This is a genomic window from Flavonifractor sp. An9 (genome assembly GCF_002161245.1).
GTDB classification, from domain to species: domain Bacteria; phylum Bacillota; class Clostridia; order Oscillospirales; family Oscillospiraceae; genus Flavonifractor; species Flavonifractor avicola.
The window spans coordinates 1-25,394 of the sequence record NZ_NFHC01000033.1 but is presented as its reverse complement, the minus strand read 5'-3'; the positions used below and the strand labels follow the sequence as shown (position 1 = coordinate 25,394).

Genomic DNA, 25,394 nt, shown 5'->3' with positions numbered 1-25,394 from the left:
CCACCACCCTGAACACCTACACCCACGTCACCGATGCCATGCGGCAGAACGCGGCGGACAAGATCGACCAAGGAATCGGGAGAGCCGAACCGAAACCCAGGCAGGAAGCGGCACCCCAGAAACCAGCCCCCAGCACCTTCCAGGCCCACAAGGGACAGCGGCGCAAACCGGGCACCGGCTGTGTCAGCCAAATCAACGACCACCTGTGGGAGGGCCGTTACTCCCCCATCTTCAATGGCCAGCGCATGGCCCGGAATGTCTACGCGAAAACGGAAGCCGAGTGTGAGAAAAAGCTGGCAGAACTGATCTGGGAAATGAAGGCGGAGATCGCCGCCGGAAAAGAGCAGGCGAAGCAACAAAAACCGGCAAGTTGAACAAACAGGCCTCCGAGGGCAAAGCGCCCCCGGAGGCCCGTCTTTTTCCTGTCTGTGGCTGGTTCTGTGGTCAATAGCAAATGGAAAAATTTAATATTTCAAAAATTGTTGCGAATTTTAGAAGAAAAGGCCGCTTTTCAAAAGAAAAGCGACCTTCTTGTGGAGCTGCTATCCGGATTTGAACCGGAGACCTCATCCTTACCAAAGGTGATTTTGCACAAAAAGCACAAATAAATATTATATAAATTATACAAGGCGGCATACATCCGGCGGCTGTGCGGTTCTCGTCATCCTACGCCCCGCAGGCGTAAAAGCGACGCAATTCCCACGGGGACAAGGCGGCAAGCCACCACCAGCCCCCCGGCGGGGAATTGCATGGAGCGGAACCCACCTCTGACCCCGCCTTGCTCCCATCTTCGACACGCACCCCGGCCCCATCCGTGGCGGGCCACCCACGCCGCCGATACGCAATGCACACCCTCTGAACAACAAAAAAGCGGCCTCGGGCTGGAAAAGTCCGAAAAAACCGCTTGCGCGCCGTCACAGATTGCAGTACAATACAAACAAGGCGAATAATAAGGGCAGGACGTGAGGTGCTGGAACACCCCACGCCCCTATGCAGGAGATCAGACCTCCCACACAGCAAGATAACTTGCGCCACGCTCATTATACCGATTATTTCGTTGTTTTACAAGGGTAATCTCCATGGGCTTGTGTGCTTTCGGGCTGTGCAGGGACATACATACCTGCACGGCCCTTTTATTCGCCCCGCAGGAAGTGCCCACGGGGGCCGGGAAGTCCCACCCCCACGGGCCGCTCTGCTGGGGGAACCTTGGCACACAAGCCCATTTGTTTCTTATTATACTTACTATATAAGGAGGAAGAAACCACCCATGAAAAAATGGCGAAAAGCGTTATCTGTTGCCCTCGCGTCTGCTCTGCTGATTCCCGCCCTTACTGTCACCGCTTTCGGTTCCGCACTCGGTCGCAACGGCAACCTGTATGAAGGTTACATCAAGGGTAACACGACCCTCGGTGGCAACCTGACCCTGACCGACCCTGCGGCCCGTGACCTGTACAATGACCTCATCTTCACAGCCGGGGCACCCGGTTCCGCATCTGGAAGCGGTTACGGTTCGTTCTACACCGGCATCCGAGCCACCGGCGCATATGCCATCATCAACGGCGTTGATGACACTATCACAGGCGGCACCGGAGAAACTCATACGCTCGACGAACTCCGTCCCATTGGGAACATCAAATGGGTACTCCATAACGGCGTCCTTGTCGTAACCAACGACTGGACTGACGCAGAAGTCGAAGCCAAAATTGACCGCAACAGCGACAAAGCCTCGCAGTTCAACGCGCGTCAGAGTATGACTGAAATGAACTTCTTAAACTTTGCGCACTCTCAGTTGGAAATCACTCCGTTCAGAAACAACTCCAACATCGAGACCGTCATCATCGGCGACAATATCGACTACAATGCGGTAAATGCCCTGTTCGTGGGCTGTGACAATTTGCGCAACATCATCTGCCTCGACAGTGGGTTCAATAAAATCATCGAGGACAGCGACCTTGATTACGCAATCGTCTGCGCCGGTGAAACCAGCGGTGAATTTTATGGTAGCACCACAAATGCATCCGTTTCGGACACAGCCGATAAAATCGCATACCTGAGCAGTAACGACCGCTTGGATTTCACCGAGTACACCCCTGCCAACAAGGGTAGCGTAAGCATCGGTATGCCCACATTCACATTCCGTCCTAACACCCTTATCAAAGATGTGCCCGTATGGCCTGATGCATCCACCGTTGCGTCCCAGTACGCTACGGCCAAGTCCTATGTGCAGGCTATGAACCTGCCCGATTGGGCGCTGGCGTACCTGCCCGTCGAGATGGGCGGCACTGAAACTGCCCGCACCGTTGACGATGTGTTCAACTTCGAAAGCGCTACGCTCAAATCCAACTGGAGCGACAGCACCGGGACGGTCACGGAAACCCCCGTGACCGAACCCGAGACCCCTGTTGCCACCAGCGTCACTTACAGCAACTGGGCCGCTGAGGACATCATCAATGCCATCAGCATGGGCTACCTCGATGACGACCCTGATGCCTTTGGTTATCAGCCTGCCGTCACCGACCTGCTCGGAAGCGACTACACCCGTGCCATCACCCGTGGACAGTTTGCGGCGCTGGCAATCCGGTATTACGAGACCCTGATGAGCGACATCACCGGCGAGGACTACACCATCCCCGTTGCCACCGGCGATGATGTGTTCGCGGACTGCTCCAACAACGAGAACATGGCCAAGGCGTTCAATCTCGGGATTTTGGGCGGATACAACTCCGCTCCCGACCGCTCCGGCGTGTATGTCGGCCCCAATGACAACATCACCCGTGAGCAGGCGGCCACCATGCTGACCCGGCTCATGGAATGCCTCATTAACGACTTTGATGCCATTGGCCGCACCGGGTGGACTGTCTGGTATGCCAACAGCCTGCCCTTTACCGACACAATCAGTGACTGGGCACTCGATGGTGTCCGTGCCGTATACGGCGTCGGCGCCATGACCGGGACAACCAGCACGACCTTCAGCGCGAAATCCCCGTACACCATCGAACAGAGCATCGTAACCATCATGCGCATCGACAACAACTGGGCCCGTGCAGGCCGTGGATAAGCTCCGGCCCTCCCTAAGTTCGCGTTGCATTATAATATAGTAATCCCCCGTGTGCTACTATGGCACACGGGGGATTATTCAATATTTATGGTTTTTGCGGAAGAATAAGCAACTATTTTGTCTATTATTTTTTCAATTTGTGACAAAAATAACTTTTTCAAGTATTTCCCAATTTCCCCCAAAAAAGACTGTGGCATATATGCCGCAGTTTTATTTTTCCAAATTTTCAAATTGCACTTTTTCTGATAAAAAAGTTATAAAAACAACCATTTTTACAATTTTGAGAAACAAAAAATGTGCGTTATACTGAATGTAGAAAGGAGGTGAGTGTCATGAATCCCGATAATAATAGTAGCGCATCCCCCCTGTCCACCAATGATTTCCAGTGTATTCCCAATGTATTACGGTGCTGTTCCGAACAGTCCCATGCTTGTCCGTTTGCCACTACTTGCAATCCGCTCCGTGTGGAATATATGGAGCAGAAGCTGCGGAACGCCATCGCGTATCTTGACGGCTGGGCCAACGGCGCCTACATTGTTTCTATTGACTCCAATGATTTTGACGTGCTACGCCATCGTTACGACTTGCGGGCCGTCATCGCTGGTTTGAATGTCATTCTGCACGAGGCTTTGGGCCGTCCGCTGGGCGATTTGCCCCGCTGGCAGGACCAATATCCTGTGCATTTGCCTGACGATAAAAGCCGGAAAGGACGTGATTAAATGAGAGGCTTGTCAAAGTTTTTCGATACTCCGGCTTTCCTGCGTGGGAAGCGTTTAGAGGTGACCGGCGTATCGAAATGGCTCGATTATGATACCAAGGCTACTCTTGGTAGCAAGCTGGCTGTCATAATTACGGAGGACAATACTGTCTATCCCGTAAAAGACGGCGAGGTTATCAACAATAAGTATCAGCCCATCGCGGTGAAAGTACGCAAGACAGACCTGAATGTCCCCGTCGGTGCTGTCGTGGAACTGATTTCCCCCACTGGAACAGTGTACGGTCAGTACCACAATCAACTCAGTATTACCGCTGACGATGTTAAGGTCATCAGCGCGCCCAAGGGCTGATAATGCGCACCTATCGCCGTGAAGTCGGCCCGCTGGCCTATGCCGCCCCCGGCGTGATACTGCTTGTGGCTGGTAGTGCAGCCCTCCTGCTGGCGGGTGCGCTGGTCCTCGGATTCCGGGGGCTGGCTCCCGCCGTCAGCGGGCCGCTGGCTGAAATCGTGCGCATGGTGGGACAGGCCGCCGCCGTGGTCGCGTGTGTCGGCATCGGCGCGGTGATCGCGGCGGCGGCTGTCCATGTTCTCACGCCGGACCGCGCAAAAATCCGGCACAAGGTACGGCGGGCGCTGTGCCATCCCGCCCACGGCAACCCCCTTCACTTGCAGGAGGGGGAATTGCTTCCATCCATAAAGTGCAAAGAGACCCGGCCCGGCGTGTACGACCTGACGATTTCGGCGGGGGCCGTCACGGTGGAGACCATAGCCGGGGCCGCGTCTGCCATTTCTTCCGCGCTCAACGGGAGATATATAAGGTACGCTGTTACGCAGATGGACACCGGCGTGGCCTTTGACCGGGTGACGTTTCGCATTGAAGATGTGCTTGCTGACCGCAGTTTGACATTTGAAAAGGTGGAAGATATGCGGCCCCGTGGCCCGACCAAGCTGCAGGTGCAGGCCGGGACGGAAATTGACCTGACTACTTCCGGCAGTATGCTGGTGGCTGGAAAGACGCGCTCCGGCAAAACCACGGGCATTATTGCCATATTGTTGCAGGCCCTACAATGCGGACGCGACGAGTACGGCAGCGAGGTCATCATCATCGACCCCAAGCGGGCCGAACTGTCCCGGCTTCCCTATGTGGTCGCGCTGGACGAGGACGGCGAGGCAAGGGGTATTTTAGATGCGCTAAAACGGTTTTCTGATACCATTGTAACCCGCCAAGCCGTCCTAAATAACCTGTCGGAACAGGTGGGCGACGCCGTGAAATGGTGGGACGCCGGTATGCATCCGTCGTTTCTGTTTGTTGACGAGTTTGTGTCACTAAAGTCGATTTTCCCCGCAAAGCCCGCAAAGGATGACCCGGACTATTGCCTTGCCGCCTTTGACGGCATTATCAAGCGTATTGTCACCATGGGCGCGTCTGCTGGCTGTTATGTGATTATATCCATAGCCGAGGCATCCGTGCAGGAGGGCGGACTTCCGGCCATGCTGCGGTCGGCTATGTCTACCCGGATATTGTTCCGTCCTACACGGTCGGAGGGCCTTTTGATGTGGGACAAGACCAAGTTGGACACAATGCCCGAGCGCGTGTACGGCCCCGGCGATGCATGGTTTAGTAGCACGGACGGAGAGCATGACGCCGTGTCTTATGTGCATTTCCCCGTCATGCGCTTTAAGGTATATGCAGAGTTGGGACGGCTCTTGACCCTGTATTATGCGGATTCCCCGGCAGAGGCACCGCCCCCGCCGTGTGAAACATAGGCGGGGGCGGTGTCAAGTGTCAAGTGACCCTAAACCATTGATATGGCCGGGCTTGGGGCTCGTTACAAGCCCGGCCATATCACAGTGTCAAAGTGTCAAAAATCGCAGGTCAAAGGAGGTAAGCACGATATGGGCAAAACAATCCGATGCAAAAATATGATGTATGTCCAGCAAGTGAAGCACCTCCCCGCCAAAATCGCGGACAAGGACAAGATGATAGCCGTTATCGAAAACGAGCTAAAGCCACAGAGGTATGCCATCATCCTGCATGACAAGGACACCAATAAGGACGGCACACCCGAAGCCCCCGGCTATCATGTCATGCTTTGCTTTGAAAATGCCCGTAGTATCGCCGCAACGGCAAAACATTTAGGCGATAACCCGCAATACATTACCAAGTGGAATGGAGACGTGAATAATGGTTTTGCGTATCTGCTCCATAGAACAAAAGCGGCTAAGGCAAAGGGCAAGCACCAATATGACCCCAGCGAAGTAGCGGCCAACTTTGACTTTGCCGGATTGCTGCAACAAATCGAGAATAAAGTCAACTTGAAGCAATACAAAGCGCAAGATGGCGTTAACTTTTCCATCGACGAACTATTAAATGCCTTATATGTCGGTATCATGTCCAAGGATGAAGTGGAAAAGCGTATGACCGGGGCACAGTATGGCCGATACCGGCGGCAAGTCGAGGATGTTTGGGCTAAACGGCTCCGCAACCTTGCCGACGAGTGGCGCAAGGAAATGATTGCGCAGGGCAAGCAGACGACCGTTATCTGGCTCTATGGAGAGGCAGGCACTGGCAAAACCCATATGGCCCGCACATTGGCGGAAAAGGCAAATCAGCCATTTTTTATGGCTGGTTCCAGCCGGGACATTTTTCAAAATTACAGCGGAGAGCACACCATTATACTTGACGAATTGCGCCCCAAAATCATGGCCTACCAAGATTTATTGCGGATTCTCGACCCGTTCAATATTAAAACCGGGGTGAATGCACCCGCGCGATATAACGACAAGGCCCTTGCCGCCGATTTAATCATCGTTACTTCTCCTTACTCGCCTTATAAGTTTTGGCTGGAGCAGTTTTCAACGTTAGTCAGGTATAATTTTGACGTGCGGAAAGCGTCCCTTGCCGAAGAAGGCGAAGATGACTTTGATCAGCTTGACCGCCGCATCGGCGTGACGATTTGTCTCGAGCAGGATTTTATTTATCAAATGAAATCAAACTAAAATGAAGTCTGGCATTATGAAATTGTTTCCTTGCGGACGCCAAACCCATATTCCGGGCAAAACAATCCTACATCGGCTCCCGATTCATCCGAGTTGTTCATAAGTCTATTCGAGTGACACTTCCGGCCCGTGTTGCAGTTGATGCAGTTGATGCAGTATTTTTTGCCTGCACAACGCGCGCATGGCACACTTTGGGAGTGTTTTTATTATGTTCTTTCTTCCCCTTGCGGATGATGTTTGCACCATCGTCAACGCCTCCGAGGTCATCCGGCTGGACCCCCAAAACTTTTTGCAAAATCCATTGTTCTCCGAACTGGAAAGCATCGAAGTTGGCGGAAAAGTGCTGATTTTTCAAGGGATTTTGGGCAATTTCATTGAAAAACTTGTGAAATCGTGCTATAATGATATTAGGGATTCGGGCGGCTCACCCCCTATGTCCCAAGAGCCGCGGCACCTTGACAACTGCATAGCACAGTCGGATTGTATGCCGTCTTTGGAAGGAGATTCCGGGATGGCTACAAAGCACAAAATCAATCAGTATATCACCATCAACGGCGTAAAGCGGTGGATTACTGCGGACACCATGCAGGAGTTCGCAGAAAAGGTAATAAAGCTGTCTGGCACGGCTCCAGAGCCGCAGAAACACCCGTTTGACGAGTACGCCTGGAACTGGTTTAACATTTATTCCAAGCCCACTGTGGCGACTGTGACGGCCACCACATACGAGCGTCAGCTGCGGGCCTATCTCGTCCCCGCTTTCCAAGGGCTGGCCGTCGAGGACATAGGCCCGGACGAGGTGCAACGCCTCTTTAACGGTATGAGCGGGGCCAAAACCACCAAGGACAAGGCCCGGATGGTCCTCAATCAAATTCTGGACGCCGCCGTGGAAGATAAGCTGATTTCCTCAAACCCACTAAAATCCCGCCGGGTGAAAATTACCGGCAAGGCAAGCAAGGCCACGCCGCCCTATACCGTAGAGCAGATGCGTTATCTGATTCAGCACATCGGGGATATTCAAAGTCCCGTTGACCGGGCGTATATGGCCTTACAAGCCCTCCACCCTCTCCGGCTGGAGGAAGTGCTGGGGCTGGCTCCCGAAGATATTGATTGCGATAACATGACAATCCATATCCGGCGGGCCGTGACCCATCCCACCCGAAACCAGCCGGAGGTCAAGGACACCAAAACGGAGAGCAGTCACCGCACAATCGGGCTGTCCTCCTTGGCTGTGCCTTACCTGCAACAGTTGGAAGCGGCGGGCGCATTTCTGTTTGGCGGGGACAAGCCCCTATCCTACACGCAAGTCCGCAAGATGTGTCAGCGCATCCAGCGTGATACCGGCTTCACGGAAAATATCACCCCGATTCGCTTCCGCACCACGGTCTTGACGGACCTATATGACCAGACCAAAGACATTAAACTGGCCCAAGCTGCAGCAGGGCATACCACGTCGGCTATGACCCTAAAATACTATGTAAAGGGCCGGGAAACTTCTTCCGAAGCGGTCGCCGCTGTTGACCGGCTTTACTCCGCATAGTTGGCGGTCAGTTGGAAAGGCAAAAAGCCGGGAGCCCTTGCGGCGCAACGGATTCCGGCCCATCAAAGGCCCGAAAAGTTGGTTTGTCAGTTGGAAAAGCCCCTATATTTTAGCTACGAGGTCTTTTCCCCGCTATCAAAAGGGCCAAAAAAGTTAATAAAGTCATAAGAAAACCGCCTAAATCCGAAGATTTAAGCGGTTTTTCTTGGAGCTGCTACCCAGATTTGAACTGGGGACCTCATCCTTACCAAGCGACCCCAGAACTTTTTTCTAACTATTTTTGTCGCTTTATGGCCATATCCACTCCAAACTGCTTGCTTTCCGTCACTCTTTGAGAACATGGTTTCCACCTGCTCCGCCGCTCTCTGTGGCAAGTTGTGTGGTCAAACCGTTGTGGCAGTAGGTTTAGCGATCTGGCGGTTTGCACAAATGTGGTCAGAGTGCGGTTTTCTGCGTCGCCGCAGTAATGCACCGGCCTGGTTTTGGCAAGTCACCACAGAACTGCTTTTGCGATGGTGTTAACAATGATAAGCGCTGTAAAAAACATTTTAATCCTCATCATTCGGCCGCGCTATACCCATTTTTATCTTGAAAAATTCGATTGCAAAGTTCATGAAGTTAGAAGCAAATCAATATATACGATACTACCTTCAAAAACATTCAAAAAGTTAAGAGTTCTCGAGGAAAATTTGAGAGTATAAAAAAATTCTTTAAAAAAACTGTCTCACGTATCATATCAATTAGCCTTTTCTCTGCACTTTTTTGAATGTTTAATTGATAAACAACTTGAGAGTATGTTTAAAGTTCTTTGTGGGTTGTTTAGTTTATTATCACCCAAGTGCTCACCTTAGTGAATTCCCAAAGTAGTCGCAATTCTGTCGCAATTATTTGCTGCTTAATTGTTGTCAAGACTTTGCAAACTATCTACCAGTCTTCATCTTCCCTTCGCAATACACCTTGTAGTGTACAACAAAGGTTACCTCCCACCCATCAAATAATTGCAATAATAAGTAGTCACATACCTACCGACAGTTTCTCCATAAAGTCATCATAAGATATCCATCGTACTCCCAGAGCCTCACACACATTTGGCAATTGTGCTGATCCTGCCTTATACTTTTCTTTGGTGACAACGATTGCTCCCAGTGCCTTCGCCTTTGTTGCCAAATACGCATCTGCAGCAGGCCTATTTTCGATAATATTCCTTCTGTGGATACTTTCACGCATTTTTGTGTCTTGAAATAAATCTCGGATATAGATTGATTCTACATTCGACGGGTTTAAGAATATTTCCCGCCGGTCATGTAGCCACTGATAATGCTCATTTTTCTCGTCATAGTGGCGAGTCAATTCATTATAACATTCATCAACCGAAAAAATAACCCCATCTTTGATTCCCTTTTCAAACCGTTCCCAAATCTCCTCGAATGTTTTTCCTCTCTTTGGGAAGTGCTCCAGCATTTCTCTAAAAATATTTGTATCCAGCAGGTAAATCATTACTTCACCCCCCGGAAATACACAGATTCCAGTTTAGGGAGATGATCCACTTTGCTATGAAGCATTTCACTGGCGCGATAACTATCTATTTTGCCGGAAAAATACTGGCTAAACACATCTCCAGTATACTTGGAACCAAGATAAGAAAGCTTGGTATAATAGTAATTTCCACCTGATCTTTCAGGCTTTTTTTGCTGATTACGAATTGCGTCACCATAAAAAGTTTCTTTTAGGGCGTTATAATCTGCCGGGGTGATGATTTTCATGGTGTACAACTTGTACATGATGGCTTCTTTGCTTACGGCATATAGTGAGGCTAAGTCAGCAATCCTCATCTCATCCAACGGCTGCTTTTTCAACTCCGTTTTAAAATCTTCCATGGGTACAAGAAACTCATTTGCAAATGAATCGCAGGCTTTTTCCACATGAGATTGCTGCTCATCCAGATAAATATAATAGTCATCCCTGATAATTTCTGCTCCACTGGTATTTGCAATCAAATGATACAATTCGTGAAACAGAGTAAAATTCTGTCGAGCAAAAGACATGGAGTTGTTGATCATAATGATGGGAAAGTAATCGTCGTTGAGACAAAGTCCTGAAACACTATTATCCTTAAATGCATCCTTGAAAACATAGATCCCTAACTCGTAAAATTTCTCCCGGAAAATTTCAAAGACGACCTTATCGCTGTGCCGCGCTTTTTGAGCGGAGATTGGAAAGTCCATCCGATCTCTAAAATACTGACAGAGGGCCTCTTGCTCTGTAGGAAAAGTATGCCTCAATGCCAAAACGCTTTGACGCACCCCATACAATTCCTGGAGATCCATCTGGTAGGAACGGGCGGTCTCGAATGCCTGAATGACCTGCCTGCTCAGGCGATTAGACACCTCCCCAGGCAAGGTACGCAAATCCCCCTTGACATTGTCGATCTGCGGCGGCTCGGGGAAGAAAAAGAGAGCGCTTGGCTTATGGAGTACCTCGCTGACCTTTTTGAGTTTGGCGTAGGTTGGAAACTCCTCGCCATTTTCCCAGCGCAGATACCGTGCCTCATCAACGCCAATAGCAGCAGCGGTCTCACCGGGCGTCATATTATAGTTTTCTCTGGCCCAACGCAGGATTTGGCCATTCACACCAGTCAATACCTCTGCCATTATGCTTGTCTCCTTCCCTTAAATTTCCTGTATGTATATTCTTTTAACCTAATCCTTGAAGGTACTGAACAATCAGTGCCGCTGTTACATTGGCTCCTCCAGCAATCAAAAAGTCCTTCAAGCCGCTTAGTGAAGCGCGAATAATTCCCATGGACTTTTTTTCAGCGATTTTGGTCTCTGCCTCGGAAATCAACTCCATTGCTCCCGTTCTATCCTCGGCAGATAACTGCTCCTTAGCAAGCGATTCTCTGATTTTTCCCATAAAAGAATTTGCATTTTCATAATTGAAAGAAAGTGTATTGTAATCCCCGGATACTACTTGTGATTGCTTGATATCCCCATTCACAACTGGTCCATAGTAATTGTTAATTGTTTGAGGGATTCTTTTTGCCATAACTGTTTCCTCCTGACTAAACTGCATACCCTCGCCCAAAATGCCTTCTCCTTCAAGCCGAATTGTCCATTCAAGCAAACAGTTCTTCACTTTTTCAATAATTGTCTTTAGCAGGTGAGTACTCACATGTAAGGCATACCGCATAGGAACTGGTGTACGGAATAAAGATGCGATAAGCTGCATTCGTTCTGCTGGAAATTCGATAAGAAAATTTGTTTCTATCGATTCATTGTATAACTCTTGGAGTTCTCCTATAGACTGCCAGAGTTTTTGCTCGCATATCATTCTCTCTATTTCACCGTCATTTAGTTGTGCAGATATCCATCCACGATACGGATTGAAAGCTTTCAGAGATCCCTTGACTGTTCGATAATCGGGAATCTCTGCAACATCATTAGGCGGATATCCATTTAGTTCCGATTGTATCCACCCGTCGAACTCTTTCAGATTTAACTTAGATGCAATCAGATGCGCTCGGCGCAAGGCATTCAAAATATCACAATTGGACTCCATTACCTCGGCTTGTAATATCAACACCAAACTGTTGCCCATAATCTCATCACCTCATTCCTCTCGGGCCTGGCCATTTATCAGCATGGGCAAGAGTCAGTCATGAATCATTTTCGGTTCATGGTTTTCTAATCTGGTCTTTATCTATGCATTATTCGTTCCAAAATCTACAAACGCGAACCACACATTCACTTTGTTTTCTCATATCCTAAAACACTTGCCGCTTCTGCCTAATTGTACTCTCCTTGTGAAAACTGCTGGTCACCAACTTACCTTGAAATATGCACACAAAGGCAAGTTTTTTCTGAAAGCGAATAATTATTCTTTTCAGCGTTTTTGCAACGGTGTCATCATTGATAGGCTCCCGTCCCTGCTCACTCCCCGAAGTAAGCATCCACCAACTCAGCGAGTGTCCCCTGCTTAGCCGCCTCCGCAGCATCCGCCTGGGCAAAATTGTGGTCGCTCTTTTGCAGCTCATCGTCAAATCCGAGGATATAATTTGTGGCGATCAAATAGATGATCCGTGTCGGGGCCATGCCGTAGACCTGTTTCTGCAAAATATGGCGGATGCGCGCTTTCCCGTCGGGGAATGCCGTCTTCAAGCCCTCACTCCGATAGAGACGCTTGACGATCTCCGTGATATAGAGCCCTGATTTCATGTACAGATCCGCAAAGGTCTTATCGGGATCATCAAAACACCCGGGATTATTTTCCTCCAGCTGATCCACCATCATTGACACCACCCATTTGGGGGTGAAAATCTGATTAGTCTTCTGCGGCGGAATGTAGTCAAAAATATCCTCATCCTGAGATTCATCGAAATAATTCGCAAGCTGCTGCTTCTTTTGCCAAAATTCCTCGATGGAGTCATTAAATACCACTTCGTCAAACAGATGGCCCTCAAAGTGCCGTGTCTCGCCCGTTTCGGGATCAACATAATCGCCGCCATCCCTCAGGAATCTGAAGTCATCCTCTGTGATCCCGGTCACCTCAAGGAACACATCATTCTCCGTATGTTCTTCAAAATTTTCCAAGGTAAGGTTACCATCGCCATAGGCCATGATGAAGCTGGGAATTGTGCGGGAGAATCCCCGCAGATGTGCCCGGACTTCTTCCTCAACGGAGCGTTTTTCCTGTTCTTCCTTATGACGCTCCAGCCGCTCAACGACTTCCTTCGGCTTTTCCGCGATTGTTTTCTCCACAGCCGTTTGAACCGTTGCCATGAGAGTTTGCATGGCGGTACTCATATCCGTTTGATACTCCGTCTCTGCCTGCTGAACCTCTTCCTCAGTCTCGGCCTCGCGGCGCTTATTTTCCAGGCGGGTTCGGGCCAGCTTCTCCTGCTGTGCATAGTCATTGTGGATCTCGTCAAAAGTCCGGTCGATCTCTTTCTCTATCTGGCGCTCCAATCTGCCCTGAGCACCTTTTTTGACGCCGTACTCTTCCATGGCTGGAGGCAGGATTTTCTCCTTGATATTGCTTTTTATCGTTCCCGCAATATTTTTTAGCTGCTCATGAACCTCTGTGTTCTTAGCGGTCGAGATCGCGGCAATCTGTTCTGTCATATCCTCTTTGATCTCCTCATAGATCTTCGGGCCAAACAGATCCTGTGTCCTTCCAATCACGATCTCCTGCGGTAGCTCGACTTCCCCGTTCTCGTCTACATGGACGGTATCCATCCCGTCCAGCTTCTGCGAATCCGCTTTCTTTCCCTCTTCGTGGGCAGGCGTCAGCTTTTCCACGATCTCCCGGACGATTGCGGGGGCTCCAAATACGTTGCTGATGTTGCGGAACAGGAAGTTGGACATAAAGCCGCGGCGGACCACTTCCTGACTTTTCAGTTTCCTGGGGATGGACAGCACAGAGGCCGCATCCAGTTCCACCATCTTCCCCTCATCGTCCTCGCCCAAGACAGGGAAGAAATTCAGCAGTCTCTTGATGTTCTCTTTCCGATCATCCGCCGTGCCCCGGCCGCCCACGGTATCTGCGGACAGGTTGTTGGCAAACTCATCGAAAATAATCAGCGTTCTGGCCGGGTCAAAGTCAAATACATAGGCGGTCTCTTTGCGGAATCTCTGCCCATCCCTGGTCAGGATGCAGGGATTTTGCGCCCGGAACGCCGCCTGCATATAGGCGGACGGACTCTTCATATTGCACAGCATCAGGACGCCGCTCCACTCGGGGATCGTGACACCTACCGTGAGCTGCCCCACGGTGAGGGTGATCGTCTTCTCATGCTCTGCAATAGCGGACTTCACCTTGTCGATGGCCTTCTCCGCCTGCTCGTCATCGCTTCCCCGGCCGTCGCCCACGGCGGCCACAATCTCATACTCACCAAACACCTCATCCGCTTCCAGCAGCTTCTTCAGAGCACGGACGCTTGCCACGCGATTCAGATACCACATGGTATGGGACAGCTCCTGCCGCAGCTCCGGCGTGGAAAAGGGATACTTCTCCTGTGTGGTCAGGGCATGGAGGAACTTTTTGATCTCCTCCTCATGGATGAGATTCCCCTTCTCATCGGTGGCGAAAAATTCATTCAGGTCAAAGGCGTAGTCCACCGTCCCCTCCTCCTCGGAGAGATCCAAACCTTTTTCAATGCGCTCCCGAATCATACCGGAGAGCTGATAGGTGAACATGGACAGCTTGGGCAGGGACTCATAGGGATTTTCGTCTTCCCCATTCCAATTTTCCTTGGCCTCCTGCTCGTCTGAATACGACCAGTTGAAGATCTGCTCTTTGGAGAACTGCTCGCTGGCCAGGGCCTTGAACGGCGTACCGGACAAGTACAGCGTGTGCTTGCGCTGAATTTTGTGGAACGCCCGCTCGGTTCGCATGGTGTCTACGCCCTCCTGGGCCTCGTCCACAATGAGCAAATCGAACTCCAGCTCGCTCATCCACCGCAGCTTATCGTACTCTCCGCCAAAGTAGACAGAGCCCTTCAGCCCCTGCAGGGATTCAAAGGCAATCATGCCCTGGGGCGCGTCATCTCCCTGACGCCGCACCAGGGCCACATAGTCGTCCCTGGACAAGACCCCAGGGCGGCCTCTGAGCGCGTCCGTGTCGGATACAAAGGAGAACTCGCCTCGCCAGCCAATGAATTTGAAGAAATCGTCCGCCCAGGAGTTGGCGATGCTGGGGCGGTTGGTGACGATCAGCACCTTGGCAAAGCCCATCTGCCGGATCAGGTCGTAGGAGGTCAGCGTCTTCCCAAACCGCGGCTTGGCGTTCCACAAAAATTCCTCGCCGCCCTTTTCAAAGTAGGCCTTGGTCACCGCCACAGCCTCCTGCTGCTCCTTCCGCAGCGCATAGGTCAGCTTCTCGCCGTCTGTTGGGACAAGCTCCCGCCGGGCAAACCGGTCAAAATAGCTGTGGGAGGTGGGGCCGTCCACATGGAACCACTCGGTCCCCGGCGTGCGCTCGACTCCCAGGGCCGATTCCAAAAAGGAGTGAAATTCCCGGTCGGTAAAATACTCCCCGGAACCGTCCTTGTACATGGCATTGTCTTGCCAGGCCAGAACATGACGGATGTCCGCCGTGTGGGTCTGCTGTTTCACCCGCTGGGCCGGCGTCTGCTTCTCTGTGTAGCCGATCTTTGTCCAGCCGTCGTGGTAGACAACGCCCGGCGTGTTGTAGGCGTAGATCATGGGCACGACCCGTTTGAACGACTGTATCTGGACTGCCATCACGCCATCTCCTTCACATGGGATTCAATAAACTGGATCTCTTTCTCATCCAGGCCATATTTTTTGTAGAGCTGCTGGTCGATCTCCGGGATAGATTTGGACCAATCAATGTCGGAATCTTGGGTAAAGTCTTGGAGGGGAACAAACCTCCATTTTACAGCAGTATTATCCTGAGTTATCTTCAGAATTCCAAGCATAACACGTGCGAACCTACTTTTTACATACTCCAGGCACGCATTTGCCTCATATTTTGAGTCAAAGTTTCCAATGGCAATAAATGTTTCAGTACAGGCAGTGCCAGGTTCTCCTACTGTCGGTTTTCCAATAATTCGTGCTGGAACGGGTTTTCCAATTTGACCAGATGCTCCGTCAGCTTTTGAAATAAAAACCTTATATTTACATAAGTTTGTAACGTCTTTTACGTAATCACGCCGAAACCACCTGTATACCCGTTCACCGTTAATAATTCCCAAAAATTTTATGTATTCAAATTCATCATCTGGCTCTTGCTCAGTAAATAAAGACCCTATTCTTTCAAAACTGCTGGACCCTATTCTTGCGTCTGTCATCTTTGCTAACTCATCTGGATGCTCATCATATGCGCATTTGGAAAACTTATAAAGGCCACGATTAGCAATAATATCACTCAAACTGCCCTGATCAAATTTCCAAACCTTGCTTCTTATAGAGTTGAGTTCCGGAAATATAGAATAAACGCCGATTGCCCCAAAATTTTTCGTAGTATCGCGATATGTAATTGCAATTCCGCCATTAATATTGGTGTTCGTAAAAATGTTGCCGCTATCTTGTTCATGGTATAGCACCTTAAAATGTGGGTCTGCCAACATTTTCTCGTTCCAACTTTTTGGCGTTCCGCCCGCATTGTAAAGAAACCGTGCAGGATGAATCATCTCTACCCGATCGGAAATTTTATAGGCTTCGTCAAGAAACATATAATAGATTGGCGGAGCATATGTTTTCTGATCCCCAACAGTCTCATCCTGATACGGCGGATTTCCAATAATAAAGTCAAACTTCATAGCCTTTTTCCCCTTTACCGGCAGAGATAAAAATTCCACGCTCCCGCCGCCCGTCCAATTGTGTACCAGACAGGGAGGCCGCTTCTTTTTGTCCTCGTTGCTGCTCTCCTCAAACATTCCAAACAAGTCCATCTGCTGGAACTGCTCCTCCGGCGTCCCATAGGGGACGCTTCCGGTCAGCCCATCCATCTGCCAGATGTTCCAGGTGATGATGTTTGCGATCTTCTCATATTCCCCTCTGGTTGGTTTCCGTTTCCACCGCTCCTGCAGGTATTCCTCAAAGGTCATCAGCAGGTTGACCCTGGCGATCAGCACGTTGTCCCCCTGAAACTCATATCCATAGGTGGCCCAAAACGCCCGCGCCGCCCACTCCAGCCATTCTTCTTCTGTCCGAGTTTTCTCCCCCACCACCCGGAGCTTTCGATCCAGCAGGCCGACCCGCTCCCGGATGGGGATGGCCTCGCCGGTCTCCACGTCATACCGGCTGACCAGATAGGGTGCTTCGCCGCAAGTGATCTCCAGCCGCCGGGAATCTACATAGCGTTCCCATTTCTTACCCTTGGGAAACTCCACAGCGGCCGTCGGTGTCCCGTCTTTGAAGAACGCCTCTTTCGCGCCAAACCACACCTCGTCTACGTAGTCGTTCATCATGCGGCACATCCACAGGGGGGTAAACACCTCGGCGTGCTGGCGGGTCCGCGCCGATTGCTGCTCCATAGCCTTCCTCGCCCGCGTTTTGATAACAGATGCGTGTTCCCCTGTGATTAGGTCAGGGGTAATCTCCCCGTTGTACTCATATCGCCCGCCGAGGGACGCATAGGCGCCGGTGGCCCACATGATATGCTGTTTTGTCGTTTTGTCGAGCAGCATCCCGTCCAACAGCCCCATGGCATGGAGTTTTAGGATGTCGTCTTGGATATTGATAATCACTTGGGGCCTCCGCTGTTCTCCGTCCATAATAGGCCGGGAAATATTTTCAAATTCGCTGTTATTATATCATATAACCTCCTCATTCAACAACTGAACCTTTGTGTGATTTCTCCATATTACGCCAAAAGAATAAGGGCCAAGGAAACGCCGGTCCCAGCGCATCCTTGGCCCTTATTTGATACTTCTCCAAAAAGTTGAGAGTTCAAAAGCGAAAAGTTGAGAGTTGATTTTCAGACTGCACAATAATGTTGCTGTTTTTCACTCAATTCCGTCGTTTTCTGAATTTTTGACCTGATTTTGTCCGCCATCAAATTGAGAGCAAGTTGAGAGTACCTTGAGAGTTCATCCTACTCGATCGTATAGTATTTTCTGGGATCATTGGGAGCAGAGCTATGTTCCTCAACAGGCCCGCCGTTCGCCTTTAGCAGCTTTTTCATGTGTGTGACTAATGTCTGCCTGGATCTGCCTGTGTTCTCCTCCAGCTGCTTCATCGTACACTGCTCCACATTGGCAATGTAATAAATAATATCCCGATCCAGAGGCTTTAGTTTCGCCCACTCCTCCACGCTGATGGACTTCAGTCCCTCCATCTTCCGCAGAGAACGCGATGCAATGTTGTTTTTAAGAACCAGAAGTACGGTCTTTTTATTCGGCTCGCTGAAAATAGGCGGCTCCAGGAAATAAGATCTCATGTCCGTGTAGATCCGCTTGACACCCTCGTTCAGTTCCCGAACCCACCCAAAGTCGGTCAGAACCCGTGCAATCAGCGGATTTCTGGAGAAGCGCGTGTTCTGGATATTTTCCACCGTGACAATGCTGGGTAGCCTTCCTGGGCTCAAAAACTCAATGCGGTCATCATACATCGTCACGCGGATATACTCACCGGAAATAGAGTAGTCCCGGTGTGTCACCGCGTTGACCAAACCCTCCTGCCAAGCAAACTCCGGGTATTCCGGAATCTTTCGGAACTTCCCGTCCTTCCCCAGCTGCTGAAACTCCCGCATCTGGCTGGCGATCAGCTGTTTCCCTTCTGTGATCAAGCGGTGAAGGGGCTTTTCTATCGTCATGTCCTTCACCACATTGAATCCTGCGCCGACACCAGCTGTTGTCCCCTCATATCTCAGAAACCGGACTCTGGCAGAGGGCAGGAACTGCGTGGGGATCTTGCCGAACAGAAGGATCGCGGCGACTGTGATCTCCCAGTTCTCCCCTTTTTGCTTGATAAGGCCCCTGGCCTTCAAAATATCCAGCGGGCTGCTCACATTCAAGCCTAATATTCTGCAGTATTCTTCGATCAAGTCGTGATCCAAGTCATCCAGAGAAGCGTCCTTCAAAACTTGGCTCTCATAGCTGCGGATCCCCTTGGAATACTCCAGCTCCAGCAGCTGCTCCGAATTGAGTTTCCGGGAGGAGTCTCCCACCCGCAGGTACGCCTCGCCGTCCTTGCATTTGATGACATCGTCCGGCATAGGCGAAATGTGAAACAGGAATACTTTCACACCGTCTTCCGATGTGATCGTCTCCACCTTCAGCTCCGGAACCTTCTGCAAATAGTCGAGGGGAACCTGACGCAGCACATTTTCCTGGGCATCGCTGATCCCGGTGATCGCTCCGCTGTCCTCGATCCCCACCGCCACCACACCGCCGGAAGCATTGGCCATAGCAGAAATGTGGTGTGCAATGTCTCTCGGTTGGAGCTTAGCACTTTTCCGCTCAAAATATTGGCTCTCAACAGAACGTTGGAGCTTCTCCCAGGTCAGTGTTGGGTCGATATTGGAAATTGTAGTGTTCATATCATTCCTCAATTCTCATCACGGCATCTGAATGACAACGCCTATATGCTCAAATTATACCGTTTCCTTTCGTGCTTTGCAAACCGTTTCTGTCGCCTGATAGTTCATGGGCACGCTTTGTTTCTGCTATAGCGTTGACAAAGATTACTGCCGGTAGAATGCTGTCTTGCCGGTGTATTTTATAACTCAGCCAGCTTCCTTTTCAACTCTTCATCCGTCAACTCTCCCCGCCCGGATCGCTCCAGCAACTCCAGGGCCATGGCCACAGCCATATTCCACTCATCCAGGCTGATCTTTCCTCGGTTTTTTCTCTGCTTCAAGCGATTGTAAGCCCGATCATATTCGACCTGCGCCGGTGTGCGGCGGGCCCTGTCCCGGGACTCCTTGCGGTGTGCTCCCACCTTTCGGCAGGTACGCTCAGTCTCTCCAGGGGCGATGTTGTTGCAGTAGCAGATGTTGTATCCGGCGGTGAGCAGAAAATATTTTCCGCAGTTGTGGCACCGCCTCGGGGCGTTACCCGCCGCCAGTCCCCGAAAGAATTCCACCTCCAGAAAATCCAGCAGACTTGAAAACCGGGCTTGCTCCGCTAAAATGATCGTCTCCCCATCAGACGGGGACACCATCGGCACAAACCTCACCTTAAACGGAAAGCTGTGATCCAGTTCATATGTATCTTGCCCCATGAGTTCCGCTGTTACCATGTCGCTGTAGAACTTAAACATTCCCACTGCATAGGCCTCTGGATTCCTGCGATCCAGCGGTTCAAAATATCCCTCCAGCATCAGGGCTATCTGCTTTCGGAAAATGCGCAGAAGCTCACTCGCGCCTATGAGCGTGCGCAGATATTCATCTACTTCTGCTCGTCCCTCAGGGGATATCTGTCGGAGCCGGCTCCAGAATTTCTCCAGCAGAGGCGCGTTCTGTTTTACCGGCTGGAACCAGTCGATGTCCAGATCCTGATAGACCGGCAGGTTGGATGCCAGTTTCCACACATCCCGCAGTTTTTCCTGGGCCCGCCGCACCGACTCCTCTGTCCCTTCCTGCCATACATTCTGCACAGCGCGGTAAAAATCCATCAGACTCTGATCGATCCGGCGCAGTTCTTCCTCCTCCAGATTCAGAATGTCCACAACGCACTGACCGACGGAATATTCTCGTCCTCTGACAAAAACACGGTCACCATGGAAAATCACCGTAAAATCGTCCACAGCATCCAGAAAAATACGCCCTGCATCAAATACCTCGTCTTCCATATATCCTCCCGCTTGTATCCGATTGATTTTTGGAATTTACCCGACCTGGCCCAGAACCATTGAACTGTCATTCAGAGTTTGTTACCATTGTATCAGGTCGAGTTTCAAAAATCAATCGGAGGTGCATATGAAAATTTCTATCTACAATAGCTACGATGACCTGCCACTGTTTCTCAATGCGGACACAGTCGCAAAGGTGCTGGGTGTATCCATCTCCAGCGCATACGAACTGATGCACGATCCTGGTTTCCCAATATTGAAGGTGGGCAGCCGCCTGGTGGTACCCAAGGAAAAATTTATAACATGGGTATCTGCACAGACAGGAGGTATTCAGGAATGAAGTACTCTCCCATAAAACACGATGTCAGTAAATACCGATTCGCTCTCCCCAATAATATCTGGACTCGAAACCTCAAGGCCCCGGCATTTGCGGTGCTGGCGTATCTCCAGTACCGGCACTGCAGAAGGTTCAGCAGCGTCATCACACTGGAGGAATTGGCAGAGGGCATCCGCATGAGCATTGAGACGGCGAAGGCTTGTGTCGAGACTCTTATCAATCATAAGCTGCTCACTGTCGACCTCGTCCCAATCCTGCCCAATATAAAGGGCGGCAAATTCTTCACCGTGCCTGATGAAGTGTTTTACCTGGGGCTGGGCCACGGAACGATCACGGTCTACGCCTACCTGCTGTGCTGTGAAGATCGCCGCACTCACCAGTGCCATCCCAGCTACAACACCATCTCAGCTGCCACCGGGTTGGCAGTCAACACTGTGATGAAACACATCAACAAACTGGCAGAACGGCAGTTCATCGCGGTGGAGCGCACCAGCTACATCGACAGCAACGGCTTGAAGTGGAACGGCAATAATCTCTACACGATCATGCCCATCCAACAGGCAGCGGATGCGTTCTATCAACGGCAGATAGACAAACTGGAGCTGGCAACGGAGCGCCAGCGTGTGGCCAATCTCCTGCGGGAGCGGGAAAGCCCAGCGTAACCGCCTGTGGGCCGCTGTGTACCCTCCTTGGGGACAGGGCAGAGTCCATGCCCCTCCCAGCGGATAGGGGCCGGATTTGGGCCGCTGTTCCCCCTCTTTGGAGAGGGGGCTTTCCCCATCCTGGACTCTTTGCGGAGGACGAAAAGAAAAGCAGGATAAACGCCGGGGTCGCCAGTGGCTCCTCCGGCCGGTCACTTCGCCCCGCAGTGCGGGTCGTTACGGGGTTTTGCGGTGTATCAAAAGTGGGGTCAAAAACAGGCAGCGGGGATCACGTTTGTGGTCACAATCCCAGAACTCCTACTGCCATAACGAAAAAATAGGGGTCACGCCCCGGAAAGGAGCAGTTTATGGGCAAAAAAGAGAGATTTGCTTTTTATCTCACCCCGGAAAAGAAAGCCATCCTGGAGCGCCGGTATCAGGAGGACGGAAGCCGGAGTATGACCGCTTTCGTCGAGCGGGCGGTGGACTTTTACCTGGACTACCTCAGCGCCAACGACGCCGGCCTTTTCCTGCCAACATCTATCAAATCGTACCTGGACGGACGGCTGGGACAGCTGGAGGAACGTCTGTCCTCCCTTGCCTTCCGGCAGGCGGTGGAGCAGGACATGGTGGCCGGTATCCTGGCGGACGCCTATCAGTTCAGCGACGAGGATCTCCGCCGTCGACGGGCGGAGAGCGTGCAGAACGTGAAGAAAACCAATGGCCGCATCTCGCTGGAACAGCGGGTGCGGGGAGCCTGGGAGGAGGGAGATGAGTGGCAAGACTGATCCTGAAAAGCCCTTATCTCAAGTGCGATGGCAACAGTTCTGTCAGCGGCTACCTGCGGTACATCGGCACAAGGGAGCGCGTGGAACTGCTCCCGGATGACCGTCCGCCAACCAGAAAGCAGGAGCAGTTGGTCAGCAAACTGGTGAAAGATTTCCCGGAGACGAAGGAGCTGGGCGAGTATTTGGACTACAAGGACAAGCCCACCAAGGCCAATGCCTCCGTATTCATTACCAGGGCGCTGGAGGAAAACTGGCCGGCGGTGCAGCAGTCGGACGGCTACATGAAGTACATCGCCACCCGGCCTCGCGCGGAGCGGCTTGGTGACCACGGGCTCTTTGGGGACGAGGACGGTGTGGACTTAGCCAAAGCAATGGAGGAATTAGACCAGTACACCGGAAACGTGTGGACACACATCATCTCCCTGAAGCGGGAGGATGCCGCCCGGCTTAGCTATGACAATGCTAAGGCGTGGATGAATTTGCTCCGGGCCAACCGCAACGACATTGCCGCCGCCATGAATATCCAACCGAACCACTTCCGCTGGTACGCTGCCTTCCACGATGAGGGGAAGCACCCCCACGTCCACATGATGGCGTGGTCAACGGTGCCCGGTGAGGCATGCCTGACACGGGACGGCATCCGTAAGATCAAATCAAATTTGACCAACCAAATCTTCAAACAGGAGATGCTCCACACCTACGAACAGAAGTCACAGTCACGGGACGAGCTGGTGCGGGAGACGCGGCGGGCCATCCGACAACTCACCCAAGAGATGTCCCGGAGCATTTGCACAGAGCCAGCCATCGAACAGAAAATGGCGCAGTTGGCTGAACAGTTGGAAACTGTTAAGGGCAAAAAGTCCTACGGATACCTGCCCAAGTCTGTCAAGAAAACCGTGGACGAGGTAGTGGACAGGTTGGAAGATATACCAACGGTGAAAGCTTGCTATGCCCAATGGTGCGCCCTCCAAAGCGAGGTGGAAAGCTACTACCACGACAAGCTCAGAGAAAAGAAAAAGCTGTCCCAGGAGAAGGAGTTCCGACGGATCAAAAACGCTGTCATCCAGGAGGCGGAGTGCATCCGCATGGGGGATATCACCTTCGAGGACGCTGACCTGGCCGGCCATGACGAACCGGAACAAGTGCAGGGCGAGTCCTATGCCTGCTGGGAACTACGGCAGATCATCCAGAACGAAGCCATTCCTCTGGCAGACCGGGACTGCGCGGCGGAGGAGTTGGAGCGGCTGGCGGAACGAGGAGATGCTCACGCCCAATACATGATGGGCCTACTCTACCGGGATGGCCCTCTGCTGATTCCGGACAGTCGAAAGGCAGAGTACTGGTTCATCCAGGCGGCAGAGCATGGTCTGCCAGAGGCACAATATGTCTTAGGCAAACTGCTTCTCTCTGACGATCTCGAAGTCCATGACCCGGACGATGGCATCCGCTGGATGAGGCAGGCTGCGGAAAACGGGAATCACTTCGCCGCTTACCGGCTGGGCAAGGAGTATTTGACCGGCGAGGCGCTGACTAAAGATACTTCCAAAGCGGCAAAATGGTTCACCCAGTCAGCGGAGGCGGGTAACCAGTATGCCCAGTATATGCTGGGCAAGTTATACCTGACGGGGCAGGGAGTGATTCACGACCGGACCCAGGCGCTGGACTGGTTCAGCCGTTCCGCCGCCCAGGGAAACCAGTACGCACAATTCTTCCTGGAGCGGCAGAGTGGCCTCCGTCCACCCTCCGTCATGCTGGCGGTCACCCGCCTGCTCTACCACATGAGCCGGATCTTCGAGGATCACTCCCTGCCTCGATCCAGCACCGGCCTCCAGGTAGACAGCAAACTTCGGAGAAAGATTCAGGAAAAGAAAATCGCTATGGGCCACAAACCGGATGACCATGAGGAGGCGCAGAACCAGGGCGGCATGGTCATGGGCGGGATGTGAGCACCTCAAAAATTACGGCACCTAAAACAATAGGAAAGCCCTTGGAGCAAGAAGGCCAGGCAAAATGATAATTTTCTGATAATAGTTCGCCGTGCCCCTGGCTATTTCCTGTTTCTGTGGTATGTTGTGTTGCTGAGGAGGGATGACCAATGACGACCAATCAAACCCCAGTCCAGCGGTGCCAGTACTGCGGGAGCGACAATCTGGGCCTGGGCTGGCAGCACGGAGAGGCGCTGGTGACCTACAAGAAGCACGGACTCCTGGGCAGCCGGCTTCGCTATCTGATCTGCCGCCGCTGCGGGGCTGTGGTGTATCAATGGGTGGCAGAGCCTCACAAGTTCCCGTCTATCAAGTGAGTCCCCCAGAAATTGCACCGCAAATCAAAGATAAACTCTGGAGGTAAGAAACATGGCAAAGCGAAGACCATCCGGGGACGGCATGGTGCGCAAGCGGGAGGATGGCCGCTGGGAGGGCCGGATCGTAGTGGGCCACAAGAGCAATGGCGACTCAATCTTCCGGTATATCTACGCAGATACCCAAAAGGAACTGACCGCCAAACTCCGGCAGAACATCGACGCCTATCAGGGAGTGGACCTGACGGAGGAGAGCAGAATGACGCTGTCAGAGTGGCTGGACCGCTGGCTGGAGCAGATGGCACTCACCCTGCGCCCCGGCCCCCTGAAACGGTACCGGGGCGACATGGACCGCCATGTCAAACCCCGCCTGGGACAAAAGAAGCTCACGCAACTCACCGCTGAGGATCTGCGGGAATTGTACCGTTTCCTTCTGGAACAGGGGCGAATTGCCCCTCGCCCCGGCCAAAGCCCCGGCCTCTCTCCCGCCACCGTCCGCGGTATCCACGCCGCCCTCCACCAAGCCCTCCAAGCGGCAGCAGATCAGGGGCTGATGCCCAACAACCCCGCCAAACAGGTGGACCCGCCTAAAATCACCCACAAGCCCATGAAAATTCTAAACGAGGCGCAGGTGAACATTTTTCTGGAGGCGACGGATCGGGACCCGATTTGGCGGGACTTCTTCTACACGGAACTCACCACCGGTCTGCGGCTGGGTGAGATCTGTGGCCTCATGTGGAGCGACTTCGATGGGCGAAA

18 protein-coding genes and 2 pseudogenes are annotated in these 25,394 nt (G+C 51.9%); 13 read left to right on the top strand and 7 right to left on the bottom strand.

Annotated features, from left to right (window positions below; genetic code table 11):
• The 7 genes and pseudogenes from B5G40_RS16990 to B5G40_RS15325 form a co-directional block, all read left to right on the top strand.
• A pseudogene (locus B5G40_RS16990) lies at window positions 1-374 on the top strand (site-specific integrase); the annotation flags it as partial.
• A gap of 893 nt (window positions 375-1,267) precedes the next feature.
• Entirely contained in the window at window positions 1,268-3,058 is a 1,791-nt protein-coding gene (locus tag B5G40_RS15350; RefSeq protein ID WP_087400462.1) for a hypothetical protein, read from the top strand.
• Window positions 3,059-3,390: 332 nt separating this feature from the next.
• Window positions 3,391-3,777 carry a hypothetical protein gene (locus B5G40_RS15345; protein WP_087400460.1) on the top strand — a complete coding sequence of 129 codons (387 nt, stop codon included), beginning with the start codon at window positions 3,391-3,393 and terminating at the stop codon, window positions 3,775-3,777.
• Window positions 3,778-3,786: 9 nt separating this feature from the next.
• On the top strand, window positions 3,787-4,125 hold the full coding sequence (locus B5G40_RS15340) for a hypothetical protein (protein WP_206407259.1): 339 nt from the start codon (window positions 3,787-3,789) through the stop codon (window positions 4,123-4,125).
• A gap of 53 nt (window positions 4,126-4,178) precedes the next feature.
• Window positions 4,179-5,543, top strand: a complete 1,365-nt coding sequence (locus B5G40_RS15335; RefSeq protein ID WP_143383441.1) for a type IV secretory system conjugative DNA transfer family protein — start codon at window positions 4,179-4,181, stop codon at window positions 5,541-5,543.
• A gap of 129 nt (window positions 5,544-5,672) precedes the next feature.
• Window positions 5,673-6,776 carry a Rep family protein gene (locus B5G40_RS15330; protein ID WP_158099556.1) on the top strand — a complete coding sequence of 368 codons (1,104 nt, stop codon included), beginning with the start codon at window positions 5,673-5,675 and terminating at the stop codon, window positions 6,774-6,776.
• A 208-nt stretch (window positions 6,777-6,984) separates the two neighbouring features.
• On the top strand, window positions 6,985-8,313 hold the full coding sequence (locus tag B5G40_RS15325) for a site-specific integrase (RefSeq protein WP_158099555.1): 1,329 nt from the start codon (window positions 6,985-6,987) through the stop codon (window positions 8,311-8,313).
• Between the two features lie 1,014 nt (window positions 8,314-9,327).
• On the opposite strand, the gene B5G40_RS15320 is transcribed toward B5G40_RS15325, so the two are convergent.
• From B5G40_RS15320 to B5G40_RS15285, 7 genes are all read right to left on the bottom strand, one after another.
• On the bottom strand, window positions 9,328-9,810 hold the full coding sequence (locus B5G40_RS15320; RefSeq protein ID WP_087400450.1) for a DUF4411 family protein: 483 nt from the start codon (window positions 9,808-9,810) through the stop codon (window positions 9,328-9,330).
• The gene (locus tag B5G40_RS15315) at window positions 9,810-10,964 is read right to left on the bottom strand and encodes an XRE family transcriptional regulator (RefSeq protein ID WP_087400448.1); all 1,155 of its coding nucleotides are present in this window, start codon (window positions 10,962-10,964) and stop codon (window positions 9,810-9,812) included. The genes B5G40_RS15320 and B5G40_RS15315 overlap by 1 nt, the downstream gene beginning before the upstream one ends.
• 43 nt (window positions 10,965-11,007) lie before the next feature.
• On the bottom strand, window positions 11,008-11,910 hold the full coding sequence (locus B5G40_RS15310) for a hypothetical protein (RefSeq protein WP_087400446.1): 903 nt from the start codon (window positions 11,908-11,910) through the stop codon (window positions 11,008-11,010).
• A 332-nt stretch (window positions 11,911-12,242) separates the two neighbouring features.
• Window positions 12,243-15,554 (bottom strand): DEAD/DEAH box helicase family protein, encoded by a 3,312-nt coding sequence (locus B5G40_RS15300; protein WP_164496956.1) that lies wholly within the window; start codon window positions 15,552-15,554, stop codon window positions 12,243-12,245.
• Window positions 15,554-17,551, bottom strand: coding sequence for an Eco57I restriction-modification methylase domain-containing protein (locus B5G40_RS15295; RefSeq protein WP_206407258.1), 1,998 nt, complete (start codon window positions 17,549-17,551; stop codon window positions 15,554-15,556). The genes B5G40_RS15300 and B5G40_RS15295 overlap by 1 nt, the downstream gene beginning before the upstream one ends.
• A gap of 320 nt (window positions 17,552-17,871) precedes the next feature.
• Complete coding sequence (locus tag B5G40_RS15290; RefSeq protein WP_087400438.1) at window positions 17,872-19,317, bottom strand: ATP-binding protein; 1,446 nt, start codon at window positions 19,315-19,317, stop codon at window positions 17,872-17,874.
• 179 nt (window positions 19,318-19,496) lie between these two features.
• Entirely contained in the window at window positions 19,497-20,570 is a 1,074-nt protein-coding gene (locus B5G40_RS15285) for a DUF6076 domain-containing protein (protein ID WP_087400436.1), read from the bottom strand.
• Between the two features lie 127 nt (window positions 20,571-20,697).
• Here B5G40_RS15285 and B5G40_RS15280 point away from each other — a divergent pair, with 127 nt between their 5' ends.
• From B5G40_RS15280 to B5G40_RS15255, 6 genes and pseudogenes are all read left to right on the top strand, one after another.
• Entirely contained in the window at window positions 20,698-20,910 is a 213-nt protein-coding gene (locus B5G40_RS15280) for a helix-turn-helix transcriptional regulator (RefSeq protein ID WP_087400434.1), read from the top strand.
• The gene (locus tag B5G40_RS15275) at window positions 20,907-21,569 is read left to right on the top strand and encodes a helix-turn-helix domain-containing protein (protein ID WP_242959463.1); all 663 of its coding nucleotides are present in this window, start codon (window positions 20,907-20,909) and stop codon (window positions 21,567-21,569) included. Before B5G40_RS15280 ends, B5G40_RS15275 begins: the two co-directional genes overlap by 4 nt.
• A gap of 347 nt (window positions 21,570-21,916) precedes the next feature.
• Window positions 21,917-22,336, top strand: a complete 420-nt coding sequence (locus B5G40_RS15270) for a hypothetical protein (protein ID WP_087400432.1) — start codon at window positions 21,917-21,919, stop codon at window positions 22,334-22,336.
• The gene (gene mobP3 / locus B5G40_RS15265) at window positions 22,324-24,282 is read left to right on the top strand and encodes a MobP3 family relaxase (RefSeq protein WP_164496955.1); all 1,959 of its coding nucleotides are present in this window, start codon (window positions 22,324-22,326) and stop codon (window positions 24,280-24,282) included. Before B5G40_RS15270 ends, mobP3 begins: the two co-directional genes overlap by 13 nt.
• 149 nt (window positions 24,283-24,431) lie before the next feature.
• Window positions 24,432-24,638 carry a hypothetical protein gene (locus tag B5G40_RS15260; RefSeq protein WP_021749216.1) on the top strand — a complete coding sequence of 69 codons (207 nt, stop codon included), beginning with the start codon at window positions 24,432-24,434 and terminating at the stop codon, window positions 24,636-24,638.
• Window positions 24,639-24,690: 52 nt separating this feature from the next.
• Window positions 24,691-25,394 (top strand): annotated as a pseudogene (locus B5G40_RS15255) (site-specific integrase); the annotation flags it as partial.